Origin of the sequence: Lutibacter aestuarii (assembly GCF_042676885.1) — a bacterium.
GTDB lineage: Bacteria > Bacteroidota > Bacteroidia > Flavobacteriales > Flavobacteriaceae > Lutibacter > Lutibacter aestuarii.
Genome location: NZ_JBHTIC010000002.1, coordinates 467281 through 482879, shown reverse-complemented (window position 1 = coordinate 482879; position 15599 = coordinate 467281). Strand labels below are relative to the sequence as shown.

The window sequence follows — 15599 nt, the reverse complement described above, 5'->3', positions numbered from 1 at the left end:
ATGCGCATGTAAAACAACTTATATGCGCATGTTTTAGGGTTATTATTTTATGTAAGCATCATCATGAACTTGTGCTACAGCTCTACCAGAAGGGTCGTTCATATTTTTAAAACTCTCATCCCATTCCAAGGCTATTTTAGTACTGCAAGCAACTGAAGCTTCTTGAGGAACACTTAATGCTGCTGTATCACTAGGAAAATGTTCTGCAAAAATTGAACGATAGTAAAACTCTTCCTTGTTTGTAGGTGTTTGAATTGGAAACTTATATTTTGCATTTGCCAATTGTTCATCAGTTACTTCTGTAGCAACAACTTCTTTTAAAGTATCAATCCAGCTATACCCTACTCCATCAGAAAATTGTTCTTTTTGCCTCCAAGCAACGCTTTCAGGTAAATAACTTTCAAAAGCTTTTCTAATTACCCATTTTTCCATACGTTCTCCATTAATCATTTTATCTTGTGGGTTTATACGCATTGCAACATCCATAAACTCTTTATCCAAAAATGGTACACGTCCCTCAATACCCCATGAAGCTAAGCTTTTGTTTGCTCTTAAACAATCGTACATATGTAACTTACTTAATTTTCTAACAGTTTCTTCGTGAAATTCTTCAGCATTTGGGGCTTTATGAAAGTACAAATAACCACCAAATAATTCATCTGCTCCTTCTCCAGAAAGTACCATTTTAATTCCCATAGATTTAATAACTCTTGCCATTAAGTACATAGGTGTTGAAGCTCTAATTGTGGTGATATCATAAGTTTCAAGGTTGTAAATTACATCTCTAATAGCATCTAAACCTTCTTGTATGGTAAATTTAATTTCATGATGCACCGTTCCTATATGATCTGCTACTTTTTGTGCTGCAGCCAAATCTGGAGACCCCTCCAGTCCAACAGAAAATGAATGTAACTGTGGCCACCAAGCGGCTTGTGTATCGTCAGATTCTATTCTTTTTGCAGCATATTTTTTAGCAATCGCTGAAGTTACTGAAGAATCTAGTCCTCCTGATAATAGCACTCCATAAGGCACATCAGACATTAATTGGCGGTGCACTGCTGCTTCTAAAGCATCGTGTAACTCATCAATACTAGTTTGGTTTTCTTTAACTGCTTTATACTCCATCCAATCTCGACTGTACCATTTTGTTAATTCTCCATCTTTACTAGACAAGTAATGTCCTGGAGGAAATAATTCAATTTTAGTACAAACACCTTCCAAAGCCTTTAATTCTGAAGCAACATAAAATGTTCCGTTTTGATCCCATCCTATATACAAAGGAATAATTCCCATGTGGTCTCTAGCTACAAAGTACTCATCATTTTCAACATCATACAAAGCAAAACCAAAAATACCATTCATTTCATCAATAAAACTTGCTCCTTTTTGTTGATATAAGGCTAAAATAACTTCACAATCTGATTCTGTTTGAAAATTATAAGTTCCTTCAAACTGCTTACGCAATTCTCTATGATTATATATTTCGCCATTAGCTGCTAATACTAATTTTTTATTTTCACTAAATAAAGGTTGTTTTCCAGAAGCTGGGTCAACAATTGCCAAGCGCTCATGCGCTAAAATGGCCTTTTCATCAGCATAAATCCCGCTCCAATCTGGTCCTCTATGACGAATTTTTTTAGACATTTCTAACAACTGCGGTCTTAATATTTCCGACTTCTCTTTTAAATCAAATGCACAAACTATTCCACACATGCTTTTACTATTTATTATTAATTACAATGCAAAAGTGACTTATATGTTTATTTTAACAAACATAATTTAACAAATTAGTTACAAATAATAATAATAAATATTGTTTTTTGAATTTTATGTAAGTAATTATTACATTATCAACATCTTTTTATTTAATTTTGAAATTTAACATTGTTTTTTGCGTCTTTTTATAAGGAATACTGTCTAATATATAGAACTTAAAAATTTATAATTATGAAAAATTCTGAATGCACTTGTACTTGTGAATCTTGCAAAAATGGAGAATGTGCTAATTGCACTTGTGAATCTTGTAACTGTACAAATTGTACTTGTTAATAACTAAAACCCTATCTTTAATATAAAAATAGGGTTTAAACTTTTTATGGAAACAACTGTTATTTGGAAAGAATTTTCTGCCTCTCTTAAATCTTTTATACGAAGTCGTATAAAAGATTGTGATGCTGTAGATGATATATTACAAGAAGTTTTTATTAAAATACATTTAAACATCCATAGCCTTAAAAAACAACAAAGTATAAAGTCTTGGATTTTCACAATTGCCAACAACGTTATCATAGATTATTTCAAAAAAAGCAATAAAAGCTCCAACTTAGAAATTGAAATACCTGTGATAGCTGAAGCTGAAATACACGAAGAACACTCTGCTAAAGACTGTATTTTACCTTTAATTAAAAATTTGCCCCCTACTTATAAAAAAGCAATTTTTTTAAGTGAAATTAAAGGCTTCAAACAAGCTGAAGTTGCTCAACAATTGAACATTTCATTATCAGGAGCAAAATCTAAAATTCAACGTGGTAGAAAACTCTTACAACAAGGTTTTATAGATTGCTGTAATTATAAATTAAATGAATTTGGATATTTAATTGGTGAACATAAGAGTAAAAAAGAGTGTAAGATTTGCTCTTAAACATTTTATATTTTATAGTTACTTTAGCAAAAAAATTAATTCATTATTCAAATGATTCAATTTACCTTACTTACTGCCACTCTATTTGGTGGTTTAGCTGTTGCTTTTGGTGCTTTTGGTGCACACGCACTTACTAAAATTTTAACAAAAGATCAACTTAAAAGTTTTGAAACTGGTGTAAAATACCAAATGTACCATGCCATTGTTTTACTTAGTATTGGCTTTAATTTTAATTTAGATACAACTTCAGAAAAATACATGGTGTATTGTTTTGTTGTCGGAATCATTTTATTTTCATTTAGTATTTATGGCTTGGTAGTATCAACTGCCAAAAACCATAAACTACGTTTTTTAGGTCCCATAACTCCTATCGGTGGCCTACTTTTAATTAGCGGTTGGGTGCTATTATTTTTAAATATATTAAAACTTAAATAAGTGCTTTATTTTGATATTGGTTTTAACAAAAATGTTAACAAATTAAATTTACATTTTTTGTAGTTTTACCAACTAACTAATCAATTTTTAAATGAAAAACTATGCTTTTAAAGCAATACTACTAGTATTAGTAAGTATTGCGCTATTTTCTTGTGAAAAAAATAATCTACAAAACACTCCAAATGATCAAGAAAAAACCAATTATGTACAAGAAAATTACGATAAAATAGAAACCTCTATTACCATGCGTGATGGCATAAAATTGTTTACTTCCATTTATACCCCAAAAGACAAAAGCAAAAAATATCCTATTTTATTACAACGTACGCCTTATAGTGTTAGGCCTTATGGTGCTGATAAATTTAAAACTAAGATTGCCCCTAACGAACATTTAATGAAAGAAGGAAACATTGTGGTATATCAAGATGTTAGAGGTAGATGGATGAGCGAAGGAACTTATGATAATATGCGTGCTTACATTCCAAATAAAAAAGATAGCACCGATGTTGATGAAAGTTCCGATACTTATGATACTATTGATTGGCTAGTAAAAAATGTTGAAAACAATAATGGCAACGTAGGAACTTGGGGAATCTCATATCCTGGATTTTATAGTACCTATTCAACTATTGATGCGCACCCTGCTTTAAAAGCTGCATCTCCTCAAGCTTGTATTGGTGATTTCTTTTTTGATGATTTTCATCATAACGGTGCCTATCTACTAAGTTATTTTAGAGCAACTCCTCTTTTTGGAACTCCAAAAGATACTCCCACAGATAAAGCTTGGTATAAAATTCCTGATCTTAAAACCAAAGACCAGTACCAGTTTTTTTTAGATGCAGGCCCTTTAAGTAACTTAGACCACTATTTTGAATATGAAAAATTGGACAACCCAGCTTTAAAAAACAGTGACAATGCAAGTGACTTTTTTTGGAAAGAATTAAAAGAACATCCTAATTACGATGAAGTTTGGCAAAGCAAAGGTATTATTCAACATTTAAAAAATATAAAATCTCACGTTGCTACTATGATTGTGGCTGGTGAGTTTGATGCTGAAGATTTATATGGACCATTAGAAACTTATAAAACCATTGAACACTATAATAAAGATAATTACAATACCATTGTTTTTGGTCCTTGGAGTCATGGACAATGGGCTAGCACAAAACCTAAAAACAGTGTTGGAAATTATTATTTTGGAGACTCCATATCTATTAAATATCAAAAAGAAATTGAAACTAAATTTTTTAATCACTTCTTAAAAGGTACCGGTGATAAAAATACTGGTTTACCAGAAGCATATGTGTATGATACAGGAAAAAAAGAATGGAATACCTACAATGTTTGGCCTCCAAAAAATTCTAAAAAACAAACCTTTTATTTAGCTGAAGATCAAAAATTAGCTATTGAAAAAGGAAATGAAAAAGGCATTCAGTTTATAAGTAACATTAAAAAACCTGTTCCTTATACAGAAGATATTAAAACAGTATTTACTCCTCGAAAATATATGACCGATGACCAGCGTTTTGCCGCTAGAAGAAGCGACGTATTAGTTTTTGAAACCGAAGTTTTAGAAAAAGATATGACAATGTGTGGTGACATTTTAGCAAAATTACAAGTGGCAACTACTGGAACCGATGCCGATTGGATAGTAAAAGTTATTGATGTGCACCCAGCTGATAGTGAAGAAAATAATAAGGACATGCAAAATCACCTAAAAATGAGTAATTATCATTTAATGGTTAGAAGCGAAGTTATGCGAGGAAAATTTAGAAATAGTTTTACATATCCAGAACCTTTTATACCCAACAAAAAAACTGTTGTTGAAATTAAATTACAAGATGTGCATCATACGTTTAAAAAAGGACATAAATTACAAATACAAGTGCAAAGTACATGGTTTCCGTTAATAGATTTGAATCCCCAAACCTATGTTGACAATATTTTTAAAGCAAAAGCCGAAGATTTTAAAACACAAATACATACTGTTTTTACATCTTCAGCAATTGAATTTACGGTGTTAAAATAAAAAATAATTATATTTGTTAATATCATAATTAATGCTGCTATTCCAGAGTGATCACTGAGCGGATTCGAAGTGCAAGCAGGAATTCAATCGTTATAAAAATAGATTCCTACAAAAGTTTATTTTGACCAAAGATGGAAGGTGAAAATAACAGCATTAACTTAATTCGATTAAACTATAATTGGCTTCGACCCCGCTCAGCCGCCGATATTATTATTGAAATTTTTAACTTATGAAATATTCAAATATATTTTTCAGTTTAATAACAGTTCTAATTATTTCTTGTAAAGAAAAACCTTCAGAAAAATTAGCACTTCAAACCTTAAACAATAACAAATTTAAATTTGAAGTTGAAACTATTGTTAGTGATATGGATATTCCTTGGAGTATGGCATTTTTACCCAATAATTCTATTTTAATTACAGAATTAAAGGGGGAGTTAATTCATTTTAAAAACGGAGTAAAAACCAATATTAAAAATGTACCAGAAGTATATTTTAGAGGCCAAGGTGGTTTATTAGATATAGAATTAGATCCAAATTATGCCGAAAATGGTTGGTTATATTTATCCTACGCTGCAAATATTGAAAATGATGGAAATGGAGGAAACACAACTATAATGAGAGCTAAATTAAAAAACGATGCTTTGGTTGAAACTCAAGTTATCTATAAAGCAACTCCAAATACACAAAGCGGAACCCATTTTGGCTCTCGTATTGAATTTGATAAAAAAGGCTATTTATATTTTTCAATTGGAGATAGATACAACAGAGATGTTTTACCACAAGATATAACTAAAGATGCTGGTAAAATTTACAGAATAAATAGCGATGGAACAATACCAACAGATAATCCGTTTTACAACACTAAAAATGCTATAAAAGCAATTTATTCTTATGGTCATAGAAATCCGCAAGGAATGGCAATGCATCCCGAAACTGGAGAAATTTGGGCACACGAACACGGTCCTAAAGGTGGTGATGAAATAAATATTATAAAAGCTGGTAAAAATTATGGATGGCCTAAAGCATCTTTTGGAGTTAATTATAGCGGTACAAAATTTACAGATAAGACCTCTATTAAAGGAATGGAAGATCCAATACACCACTGGACACCTTCTATTGCTCCAAGCGGAATGACATTTGTTACTAGTAATAAATACCCAGAATGGAAAGGAAATGTATTGGTAGGTTCGTTAAAATTTCAATATGTTACACGATGTGTTATAGAAAACAACAAAGTAGTTAAAGAAGAAAAACTATTAGAAAATATTGGTCGCGTACGTTGTGTACGTCAAGCTCCAGATGGCTATATTTATGTTGCTGTTCAAAATTTAGGGATTGTTAGATTAACGCCTTCATCTTAAAAATTGTTCTTGTGAATAATTCCAAAGTAAACAATTGAGTTTTTGCTTTCAAAGGAATGACACGTGTAAATTAGACTAGAAAAACCAGTACTTTGGATATAAAATCGAAGTACTGGTTTTAAACTAAAACTACTAACTAAAGTTTTAAATATTTTATTTTGAAGAAAATAACTTTGGTTTGAAAGTAAACATAATCCAAGCCCAAGAATTATTTTCATCTTTATCTCCTCCTTTAAGAACTTCCATCGCTTCTTTAGCAAACATTTTAGAATATCCAACATTAAACATTATATTGTTTGCTATTTTATATCCTAAATTTAAATCTATTTCAGTACCTAAATTATTATCAACTTTTGTTCCTCCATTGTAAACATCAGCAGCTGAAGAAAAGAAATGAGGTACTAATGTTGCTGAAAATTTATCTTTTTTGTAAGCAACAACCCCATTAATATCAACTAAACCAACAGACCCTATGTGGTTACCAACATAAAAATAATCCATCCAACCATTAAACTTATGATTGGTTCCAAACAACGGATTGAAAGATTTTACATCAGAACTTGCATCATTCATATCTTTTCCTGATAAATATTCAGCACCAATACCTAAAGTAAACTCTGTTGAAGCTTTGTATTTTAAATTTCCTGCAAAGTAGTTAGCACTAACATCATTACCATTTAACTGTCCCGTTTGAAAGTAGATTGAAAAATCTGAGCTAAATTTTCCTTCATTATATTTAATATGAGAACCTAATGTTTGAGAATAATCTACCTTTTGATTATTAGCTTCCATAAACTCTACTCCGTTATTTAACACTAAAAAGCTTAAACCTACTTTAGTTATTTTGGTATTAAACCAAGCGTATTGAAAAGTTTTATAACCCGCAACATTGCTATATAAATTATCTACTCCTGATTGGCTATCAGAATTTAAAGCAAAACCTACATCTAATTTACTGTTTTCAGAAACTTTAAATTTCGCCAACATCGCATCATGACTTCTTCCTTGTTGCGCCCAACCTACATTTCCAAATATTCTACTGTCATCATACACAATTTCTTGACGACCAAATTTTAAAGAAATATTTTCAGATAATAATGCTTCAGCCCAAGCTTCGTGTAACATTGTTGCGTTATCATCAGTACCTAGGGTACTAATATCTCCCCAAACTCTTACATTTTGAAGAGAAATCCCCAATTTAATTTTATCTTGTTCAAAATTGAAATTTAAACGAGTACGTTGCGATACAAAATTTGAACCGTCAGCATCTGTTTGTAATAGTTTCCCAAAACCATGTTTGTTCTCATAACGAGGACGTAATTCAGCTGATAAATCGAACTGTTGAGCTGTTAATGTTGTTACAGTTAATGTAGCTAAAATTGTTATAAATAAAATTTTTCTCATTGTTATGTATTTTAATTGTATGCTTATTTTTAATATTTAAAGACCTCTTTATCTTTTACAATGCGAAAATACAAGCATAAAAAAATTTAATTACTGACTTTTATCAACTTTCAAAAACTTTTTTTACAATTGAAACTGACTTAAATAAACAGCATAGTAATTACCATAAAAATTAAAACATAAACAATTAATGACACTTTCCACAAGGCATGTGCTTTACGTAATTCCATAAAATAATATGAAACTCCAATAAATTTTAAACTTGACAATCCTAAAATAAGTAGTGTAGAAATAGAAATACTTAAAACCGAATTTGAGATTAATGCTGTACTCATAGTTAAAAGTATAAGTATTATCCAAACCCATAAAAATACGTTTTTTTTCATCTTAAAATATTAAATAAATTATTGGGAATAACAGCAGCCAAATTAAATCGCACATATGCCAAAATGCAGCACTTGCCTCAAAATCTTCTAAATTTATTTTATCTTTCTTTTTCTGTAAACTTACAAGTGCTATAGCCAAAATTACCAACCCAACTATGACATGAATTACATGAAATAAAGTTAACATCCAATAAAAAGAGAAAAATGTGTTATAACTAAGTGTAAGTCCAGCATCAATTTTTGTATAATATTCTACACTTTTTAACAGTAAAAATAAGAAACCACCAAGCATAGTTAATTTTAAATAGGTTGATGCTTGATTGATTTTAAATGCTTTTAATTTTTTTACAGAATTCGCCATAAAAAAACCACTAGTTAATAAAAATACTGTATTTATTGCTCCAAAGGTGGTATTTAATAATAATCTAGAAGTATGAAATACTTGAGGTTCTTCTTTACTGTACATAACCATAGCGATTAGTGCCATACCAAAAGTGATTAATTCTAAAAAAATTACGATCCATATTAAAATTCCTCCAGGAGGGTAATACAAATTTTTATAATTGACTTTTAAAGATTCCATATTTAACTTTGATGTTTAATTTTTTCATACAATTGCACCATTGCTTTAAGTAATTCTACAGGTGTTGTTAATATTTGATAATGGTTTTGTCCAAACATTTGAGGTAAGTAATACTTTGCTTGCGCTTCGATGGCTAAGGCATATGAATTTATTTGTTTTTCGTTTAATTCTCTTAAGGCTTGTTTTACATCATTTACTCCATACTTACCTTCGTATTTATCATAATCATTAGGTTTTCCGTCTGAAATTAAAATTACCCATTTATTTTTTGTGTCTCGTTTATCTAACAGAGCTCCTGAATGACGTAAAGCAGCCCCAATTCTTGTATAACCGCTGGGTTCAACAGAACCTACTTTAAATTTTGCTTTACTCCATTCTTCATCAAAATCTTTAATAGTAATATAGGATGAATGATTTCTAGTTTTAGAATAAAAACAATCAATTGAAAAATCGATATGAAACTCATTCAAAATCTCTCCAAATAAAATTGAAACTTGCTTTTCAACATCAATTACTCTGTTTCCTGCCGCATAACTATCACTTGATAGGCTTACATCTAACAATAATAAAATAGATAAATCTTTTTCTTTTTTCCGTTTGGACAAATATATTTTTTCTGAAGGTGTATGACCTGAGTTAACATCAACAAACAAATCGATAATAGCGTCAATATCAAATTCTTCACCTTGTGTTTGCCTGCGTTGTTGTTGAAATTTATTATTTACCGTAGTTAACATTTTTCTTAACCCAATTAATGTTGACTGGTTTTGATTTAATGTTTTTTTATAATATTCAACATTATTTTTCAATAAAGTTTTTGGATATACTTTACAAAAGTCTTTTTTATAACAACGTTTAGAATAATCCCATTCATCATATTTAATATGATATCCTTTATTATCAATTTCAGCACTTTCAGAAACTGTGGTGTTTTCAATAAAATCTGCTTGATATACTGAATGTGCTGTATCATCTACACGTACTGTATATTTCATATTTATCTCATCCAATGCATTTGAGTGATCATCTAATTCATCATCTCCATCAAAATCTCTAAAATTACCAGCAAATTCTTCTGCGGTTTCCACTTTTTCAAATTGATGTTGTAAAACGGCATCTTCTTGCTGTTTTAAATCTACTTGAACTGAGATGATTTCTTCAACAGCATTAGACTTTAAAATGGTTTTCGGTTTTTCATCATCCGCTTTTTTAACCTTATCTGTAAAATTTTTTAATTGATCTTGAGAAGTTTCTTCAGGATTATTTTTCATCCATTTTCCATATAAAAAAGAAAAATCCACATCGGTATTGTTTGCCTTTTCAATATAATACGTGTAAAATTTTTGATGATATTTTTTGGTAATTGGAAACTGTTCAAATAAAATTTCTAGTACTTTAGATGAAGTTTTTTGAGCTTTTTGTTGAGATTCCATCAATTCATGTTCCACCTCATCATTCCAATTTAAATTTAAGGTTTTTTGGACTGACAAATACAATATTCTAAACAAGTAATAAGAAATATTATCATCTACTGTAGTAAATTCTGAAAATTTTGAAGGTAAAAAGAAGTTGTTATTTTTGTAGCCACCTTCTCTTTCCGCAGGGTACAATTCAATAGCTTGTCCAGTTATTGCTCTAGCAAAAATAGTTAAACGTGGTTTTAAATCGTTTAATAAAACTGCATGTGCAACAGCTTCCTCTTTCTTTAGTTTTCTCTTTTTAAAGTAATGAGCAAGTTTTGTAAATATATATTCATCTGGTTCAAACACAACTTAAAATCAAATCATTAGGTTACATAAATCTTTTAAAGCTTCAATAACTTCTAAATCGTCAGTTAAAGGTTCAACAATAGCAACTTCAACGGATAGCCTTTTTGGCAACCCATTATGAATTAATTTGGCAGCATCTACCAATAAACGCGTTGAAACTGTTTCAGTTAAACCTAGTTCTGTTAAATTTCTAATTTTTGTAGCAATATTGACCAATTTTTTAGCAGTATTGGCATCTATTCCAGTCTCATTTACCAATATTTCAGCTTCTAATGTAGCTTTTGGGTATGCAAATGAAACAGCTATAAAACGTTGTCTAGTTGAAGGTTTTAATTCTTTAAATCCTTTTTGATAGCCAGGATTAAAAGAAGCAACCAGCATAAAATCTTCATGAGCCTTAATAGTTTCACCAAGCTTATCGATAAACAATTCACGTCGGTGATCAGTTAAAGAGTGTATGGCAACAATTACATCGGGTCTTGCTTCAGCTATTTCATCTAAATAAATGATTGCGCCTTCTTTTACAGCAGTAGTTAATGGACCATCTAACCAAACCGTTTCTGCTCCTTTTATAATATATCTTCCTATTAAATCAGTTGAAGAGGTTTCTTCATGGCAACTAATAGTAATTAGTTTTTTATTTAATTTATGAGCAATAAACTCAATAAATCTAGATTTTCCAGTACCTGTTGGTCCTTTTAATAAAAAAGGAATTTTACTTGCATAGGTTTGTTCAAAAACTTCAACTTCTTTTCCTATGGCTTTATAATATGGTGATTGATTTTTCATACGAATGATTGATACTATTAAATAGAAAACCAGAGTTTCAGATTTTATTTGTTATATAGTATGGAAACTAATCATCTTCAACTCTGGAAATCAATCTAAAAAAACTACAATTAAAATTTCAGTATCTTATTTATTATTAAATATTTTGTTGACAAATCAGATTTAAAACGTTTCAACTTTTATTATTTAATAAAATGGGGTTGATTAATTTAGATACTTTTTACTTAATACTTTTATTGTTTAATTTCTAATGCTTCATCAGTTGGAGTCCCATGTTTGTAGAAGTCAATAATATACATTACAACACCTGTTGCAAAGAAAGATGCACAAATAACTAATACTACAAAATGAATACTAATTTCTTTTTGAACTTGCATAAATTCCATACCAAACTTTCGTTCTAAATAAACTTGTGCAACACCTGCAACACCAAAAGCAACCGTCATCCCAATCATACCTATGTTTGAAAACCAATAGGCCATTCTACCTATAGAACTATCATATAATTTTCTACCTGTCATATTTGGTAAACTATAACTTATAATTGCTAAAACAATCATTGCATATGCTCCCCAAAATGCCAAGTGGCCATGCATTGCTGTAACTAAAGTACCATGTGTATATAAATTTGTTTGTGGTAGCGTATGAGCAAACCCTAATAATCCTGCGCCAATAAATGAAACAATAGCAGCACCTAAAGTCCAATATAAAGCTAATTTATTCGGATGTTTTTTCTCTCCTTTTCTATACATATTTACCGCAAATAATGCCATTGCTAAAAATGCCAATGGTTCTAGTGCTGAGAAAATTCCTCCTACAATCAACCAAATTTTATTTACACCTATATAGTAATAGTGGTGACCAGTTCCTAAAACTCCAGATAAGAACGTTAAACCTACAATTACATATAGCCACTTTTCAATAACTTCTCTATCAACACCTGTTAATTTAATTAATAAGAAAGATAAAATACCTCCCATAATTAATTCCCAAACACCTTCAACCCATAAATGAACTACCCACCAACGGAAAAATGAATCTGTTACTTGACTATCAAAAGGAAGCATTCCAGGTAAATACAATAATGCAGCAAACAATAATCCCATAGAAAGTACTAAGGCTGTTGTTGTTTGCTTTTTACCTTTAAATAACGTCACTAAAATTAGGCCTAAAAATAGTAACACATTCACTACCACTAAGTAATCTAACGGACGTGGAATTTCTAAAAATTTTCTTCCTTCCCAATAGTTAAAATGATACCCAACTATGGCAACTACTCCTACAACTGCTAAGCTTATTAATTGTACATAAGCTAGTTTAACACTTACTAATTCGCGTTGTGCCTCTTCAGGAATGATATAATAGGCTGCTCCCATAAAACCAGACAATAACCAAACTACTAATAAATTGGTATGTACTGCTCTTGCGGTATTAAAAGGAATAAATTCGTGTAAATTATCAAACCCAATGCGTGCAAATCCCATAATAAAACCATAGGTAATTTGTAAAACTAGTAATAGCATTGAAAGTGCAAAAAACCAATATGCTACCTTTTGTGATTTATATTTCATAATATGTTGTTTAGTTGTTAATTTTGTCTTTTGCTAAAGGAGAAACTATTCTATCAAAACCATTTAAGTCTATCTCTCCAATCCACTTAAAAAATGCGACTACATCACTTGCTTCATCTTCTGTCATTCCATAAGCTACCATTTTTCTACCATTTGGTTGCCAAGGTCCTTTAGACATTAAAATTCCTTTTATTACTTCTTCTCCATTTCCATCATATTTTTGATTTAATCGATCAACAACTTTTGTCAATTCTGGAGCATAATAAGCACCTTCTCCTAAAATAGTATGACACCCCATACAATTATTAGATTCCCAGATTTCTTTACCTCTTACTACTTCTGCAGTTATATTCTCATGATTTGTTTGATCAGCTCCTTCAGATAAAGAGTATATAGTAAGTCCTATAAAAATTAAGAACGTTACCAAAGTACCTCCTAGGAAAAAAGCTCTTGCTTGTTTTTTAGATAACATGTTTTTCGAGTTTTGTTAGTTTTATTAATATTAAAAGACCTTTTTATCTTTTATTTTGACAAATGTATTTGATTACATTTATATAATATATGATTTTTGTCATAAAAATTATTATTTTTTAATAGGTTTTGGTTCTATATCTTTTAATGTAAGTACTCTACCTTTTTCAGCAATTTCTTCTGCAAATTCCATAATAGTTTTATCTCTGAACTTTCCTAGAATACTATTTTTAAAAGGTTCTACAATAAAATGAACAGGGCAAGGATTTACAGCGTCACATTTATGCAAGCCTAAAAAGCAGTCATTTAATTTAGTTAGTCCATCAATATTTTCAATAATATCTATAACAGATTTTTTTTTGTTTTTTTCAGACAAATAAAACCCTCCGTTAGGACCTTTTGTAGAGGAAATGATTTTACCACGTACTAGTTGTTGAAATAATTTTGCTAAAAAAGGACTAGGAACCTCAATACTTTCTGAAATTTCTTTGACACTTATTTTTCTATTTTCATTCGAATGTTCAGCTAAGAACAACGTAGATAATATAGCATATTTACTAGCACGTGATAACATCATAACTCATTAATTCATATTTTGAGCAAAAATATAAAAAAAAGAGTAGTTGGTATTATATTTTTTCAAATTTAACAGTAAAGTGCCTCATAATAGGCGCTTCATCAATAATTCTGTATCCTGATTTTGCCCCTTCTCTTGAATCATAAATATTTTTAAGTGTTGCAGCAATATAATCCATATGATTATTTGTATAGGTTCTTCTAGGAATTGCTAAACGCACTAATTCTAGATCGGGATACCTATTTTTTCTTGTAAAAGGATCTCTATCAGCTAGCACCGTACCAATTTCAACTCCTCTAATTCCTCCAACTACATATAATTCAATTGCTAAGGCTTGTGCTCTATATTCTTCCCTTGGAATAGTTGGAACAAACTTATTGGCATCTAAAAAAATAGCATGTCCTCCAAATGGTTGTTGTACTGGAACTCCATATTCTACTAATTTTTTTCCTAAATAAGCTATTTGTTCTACCCTACTCTCTAAGTAATTAAACTCTGTTGACTCATCTAAACCAATGGCTAAAGCTCCCATATCTCTACCATTCATACCTCCATAAGTTATAAAACCTTCGTACATAATGTTAAAAACAGTAGCTTTTTTAAATACTTCTTTGTTATTAAGCGCTATAAATCCTCCCATATTAACCAAGCCGTCTTTTTTAGCACTAATGGTCATACCATCTCCATAAGAAAAAACTTCTTTTACAATTTCTTTAATTGATTTATCTTCATATCCAGCTTCTCTTTTTTTGATAAAATAGGCGTTTTCTGCAAAACGAGCAGCATCAAAATATAATGGTATTTCGTATTGTTTACATAATGCTGATACTTCTTTAGTATTTTGAACTGAAACAGGTTGACCTCCTGCACTATTACAAGTAATTGTTAATATTACAAATGGTATTTTTTCTTTTGGGTTTGACTTAAATACCTTTTCTAATTTATTTAAATCAATATTGCCTTTAAAAGGATGTATAATTGACGTATCAAACGCTTCATCAATCGTACAATCTACAGCAGTTGCTTTTCTAAATTCAATATGACCTTTTGTTGTATCAAAATGAGAGTTTCCAGGAACTATATCTCCTTCTTTTACCATAGCAGAAAACAAAACATTTTCCGCAGCTCTACCTTGGTGAGTAGGTAAAAAATATTTAAATCCAGTAATTTTTTTAACTGTTTTCTTTAATTTAGTAAAAGATTTAGACCCTGCGTAACTCTCATCTCCAATCATCATTTCTGCCCATTGTTTATCGCTCATAGCTCCAGTTCCAGAGTCAGTTAATACGTCTATAAAAACTTTATCTGAATCCAGATTAAATAAGTTATAATGCGCCTTTTTAATCCATTTTAATCGTTGTTCTTTTGTAGAGCGTTTTAACTGCTCTACCATTTTAATTTTATACGGTTCTGCATATGGTAATTCCATAATAATAAATTTAAATTGAAAAATTAGATGTAATTGTGACAAACCAATAGTTTGCCCATTTTAAAATAAGTTAAGGAGCTATTTAATATAGCATTCTGGGCGTTTAATATTTAGATAAATATTAAGATATATTTTATAAATGTTTAAAACTT

At 30.1% G+C, this 15599-nt stretch carries 14 protein-coding genes; 4 read left to right on the top strand and 10 right to left on the bottom strand.

The annotated features are described in order from the left end of the window. Positions 1-42: 42 nt before the first annotated feature. A complete protein-coding gene (gene asnB / locus ACFQZW_RS02090; RefSeq protein ID WP_386781387.1) occupies positions 43-1713 on the bottom strand; it encodes an asparagine synthase B in 1671 nt (556 codons plus the stop codon). A 382-nt stretch (positions 1714-2095) separates the two neighbouring features. Here asnB and sigZ point away from each other — a divergent pair, with 382 nt between their 5' ends. From sigZ to ACFQZW_RS02070, 4 genes are all read left to right on the top strand, one after another. Next, positions 2096-2641 carry an RNA polymerase sigma factor SigZ gene (gene sigZ / locus ACFQZW_RS02085; RefSeq protein ID WP_386781386.1) on the top strand — a complete coding sequence of 182 codons (546 nt, stop codon included), beginning with the start codon at positions 2096-2098 and terminating at the stop codon, positions 2639-2641. A gap of 51 nt (positions 2642-2692) precedes the next feature. After that, positions 2693-3076, top strand: a complete 384-nt coding sequence (locus ACFQZW_RS02080; protein WP_298288227.1) for a DUF423 domain-containing protein — start codon at positions 2693-2695, stop codon at positions 3074-3076. 91 nt (positions 3077-3167) lie between these two features. Next, complete coding sequence (locus ACFQZW_RS02075; protein WP_386781385.1) at positions 3168-5105, top strand: CocE/NonD family hydrolase; 1938 nt, start codon at positions 3168-3170, stop codon at positions 5103-5105. 229 nt (positions 5106-5334) lie between these two features. Beyond that, a complete protein-coding gene (locus ACFQZW_RS02070; protein ID WP_386781384.1) occupies positions 5335-6468 on the top strand; it encodes a PQQ-dependent sugar dehydrogenase in 1134 nt (377 codons plus the stop codon). 153 nt (positions 6469-6621) lie between these two features. On the opposite strand, the gene ACFQZW_RS02065 is transcribed toward ACFQZW_RS02070, so the two are convergent. The 9 genes from ACFQZW_RS02065 to ACFQZW_RS02025 form a co-directional block, all read right to left on the bottom strand. Beyond that, positions 6622-7872, bottom strand: coding sequence for an alginate export family protein (locus ACFQZW_RS02065; protein ID WP_372800210.1), 1251 nt, complete (start codon positions 7870-7872; stop codon positions 6622-6624). A 140-nt stretch (positions 7873-8012) separates the two neighbouring features. Then, entirely contained in the window at positions 8013-8258 is a 246-nt protein-coding gene (locus ACFQZW_RS02060; protein WP_386781383.1) for a cytochrome C oxidase subunit IV family protein, read from the bottom strand. A 1-nt stretch (position 8259) separates the two neighbouring features. After that, on the bottom strand, positions 8260-8841 hold the full coding sequence (locus ACFQZW_RS02055; RefSeq protein WP_298263484.1) for a cytochrome c oxidase subunit 3: 582 nt from the start codon (positions 8839-8841) through the stop codon (positions 8260-8262). Positions 8842-8843: 2 nt separating this feature from the next. Further along, on the bottom strand, positions 8844-10610 hold the full coding sequence (locus ACFQZW_RS02050) for a nitric oxide reductase activation protein NorD (RefSeq protein ID WP_372800214.1): 1767 nt from the start codon (positions 10608-10610) through the stop codon (positions 8844-8846). Between the two features lie 9 nt (positions 10611-10619). Further along, complete coding sequence (locus ACFQZW_RS02045; protein WP_372800215.1) at positions 10620-11399, bottom strand: CbbQ/NirQ/NorQ/GpvN family protein; 780 nt, start codon at positions 11397-11399, stop codon at positions 10620-10622. Between the two features lie 233 nt (positions 11400-11632). After that, complete coding sequence (locus tag ACFQZW_RS02040) at positions 11633-12970, bottom strand: cbb3-type cytochrome c oxidase subunit I (RefSeq protein WP_298263489.1); 1338 nt, start codon at positions 12968-12970, stop codon at positions 11633-11635. A 10-nt stretch (positions 12971-12980) separates the two neighbouring features. Further along, positions 12981-13442, bottom strand: a complete 462-nt coding sequence (locus tag ACFQZW_RS02035) for a c-type cytochrome (protein WP_298263491.1) — start codon at positions 13440-13442, stop codon at positions 12981-12983. A 111-nt stretch (positions 13443-13553) separates the two neighbouring features. Continuing rightward, positions 13554-14018 carry an RrF2 family transcriptional regulator gene (locus ACFQZW_RS02030; RefSeq protein WP_298263493.1) on the bottom strand — a complete coding sequence of 155 codons (465 nt, stop codon included), beginning with the start codon at positions 14016-14018 and terminating at the stop codon, positions 13554-13556. 52 nt (positions 14019-14070) lie between these two features. Beyond that, a complete protein-coding gene (locus tag ACFQZW_RS02025; protein WP_372800217.1) occupies positions 14071-15447 on the bottom strand; it encodes a tryptophanase in 1377 nt (458 codons plus the stop codon). Positions 15448-15599 lie beyond the last annotated feature (152 nt).

Coding starts and splice junctions, on each gene's coding strand:
- asnB (WP_386781387.1), bottom strand. CDS start 1,713: ATGTGTGGAATAGTTTGTGCATTTGATTTAAAAGAGAAGTCGGAAATA.
- sigZ (WP_386781386.1), top strand. CDS start 2,096: ATGGAAACAACTGTTATTTGGAAAGAATTTTCTGCCTCTCTTAAATCT.
- ACFQZW_RS02080 (WP_298288227.1), top strand. CDS start 2,693: ATGATTCAATTTACCTTACTTACTGCCACTCTATTTGGTGGTTTAGCT.
- ACFQZW_RS02075 (WP_386781385.1), top strand. CDS start 3,168: ATGAAAAACTATGCTTTTAAAGCAATACTACTAGTATTAGTAAGTATT.
- ACFQZW_RS02070 (WP_386781384.1), top strand. CDS start 5,335: ATGAAATATTCAAATATATTTTTCAGTTTAATAACAGTTCTAATTATT.
- ACFQZW_RS02065 (WP_372800210.1), bottom strand. CDS start 7,872: ATGAGAAAAATTTTATTTATAACAATTTTAGCTACATTAACTGTAACA.
- ACFQZW_RS02060 (WP_386781383.1), bottom strand. CDS start 8,258: ATGAAAAAAAACGTATTTTTATGGGTTTGGATAATACTTATACTTTTA.
- ACFQZW_RS02055 (WP_298263484.1), bottom strand. CDS start 8,841: ATGGAATCTTTAAAAGTCAATTATAAAAATTTGTATTACCCTCCTGGA.
- ACFQZW_RS02045 (WP_372800215.1), bottom strand. CDS start 11,399: ATGAAAAATCAATCACCATATTATAAAGCCATAGGAAAAGAAGTTGAA.
- ACFQZW_RS02040 (WP_298263489.1), bottom strand. CDS start 12,970: ATGAAATATAAATCACAAAAGGTAGCATATTGGTTTTTTGCACTTTCA.
- ACFQZW_RS02035 (WP_298263491.1), bottom strand. CDS start 13,442: ATGTTATCTAAAAAACAAGCAAGAGCTTTTTTCCTAGGAGGTACTTTG.
- ACFQZW_RS02030 (WP_298263493.1), bottom strand. CDS start 14,018: ATGATGTTATCACGTGCTAGTAAATATGCTATATTATCTACGTTGTTC.
- ACFQZW_RS02025 (WP_372800217.1), bottom strand. CDS start 15,447: ATGGAATTACCATATGCAGAACCGTATAAAATTAAAATGGTAGAGCAG.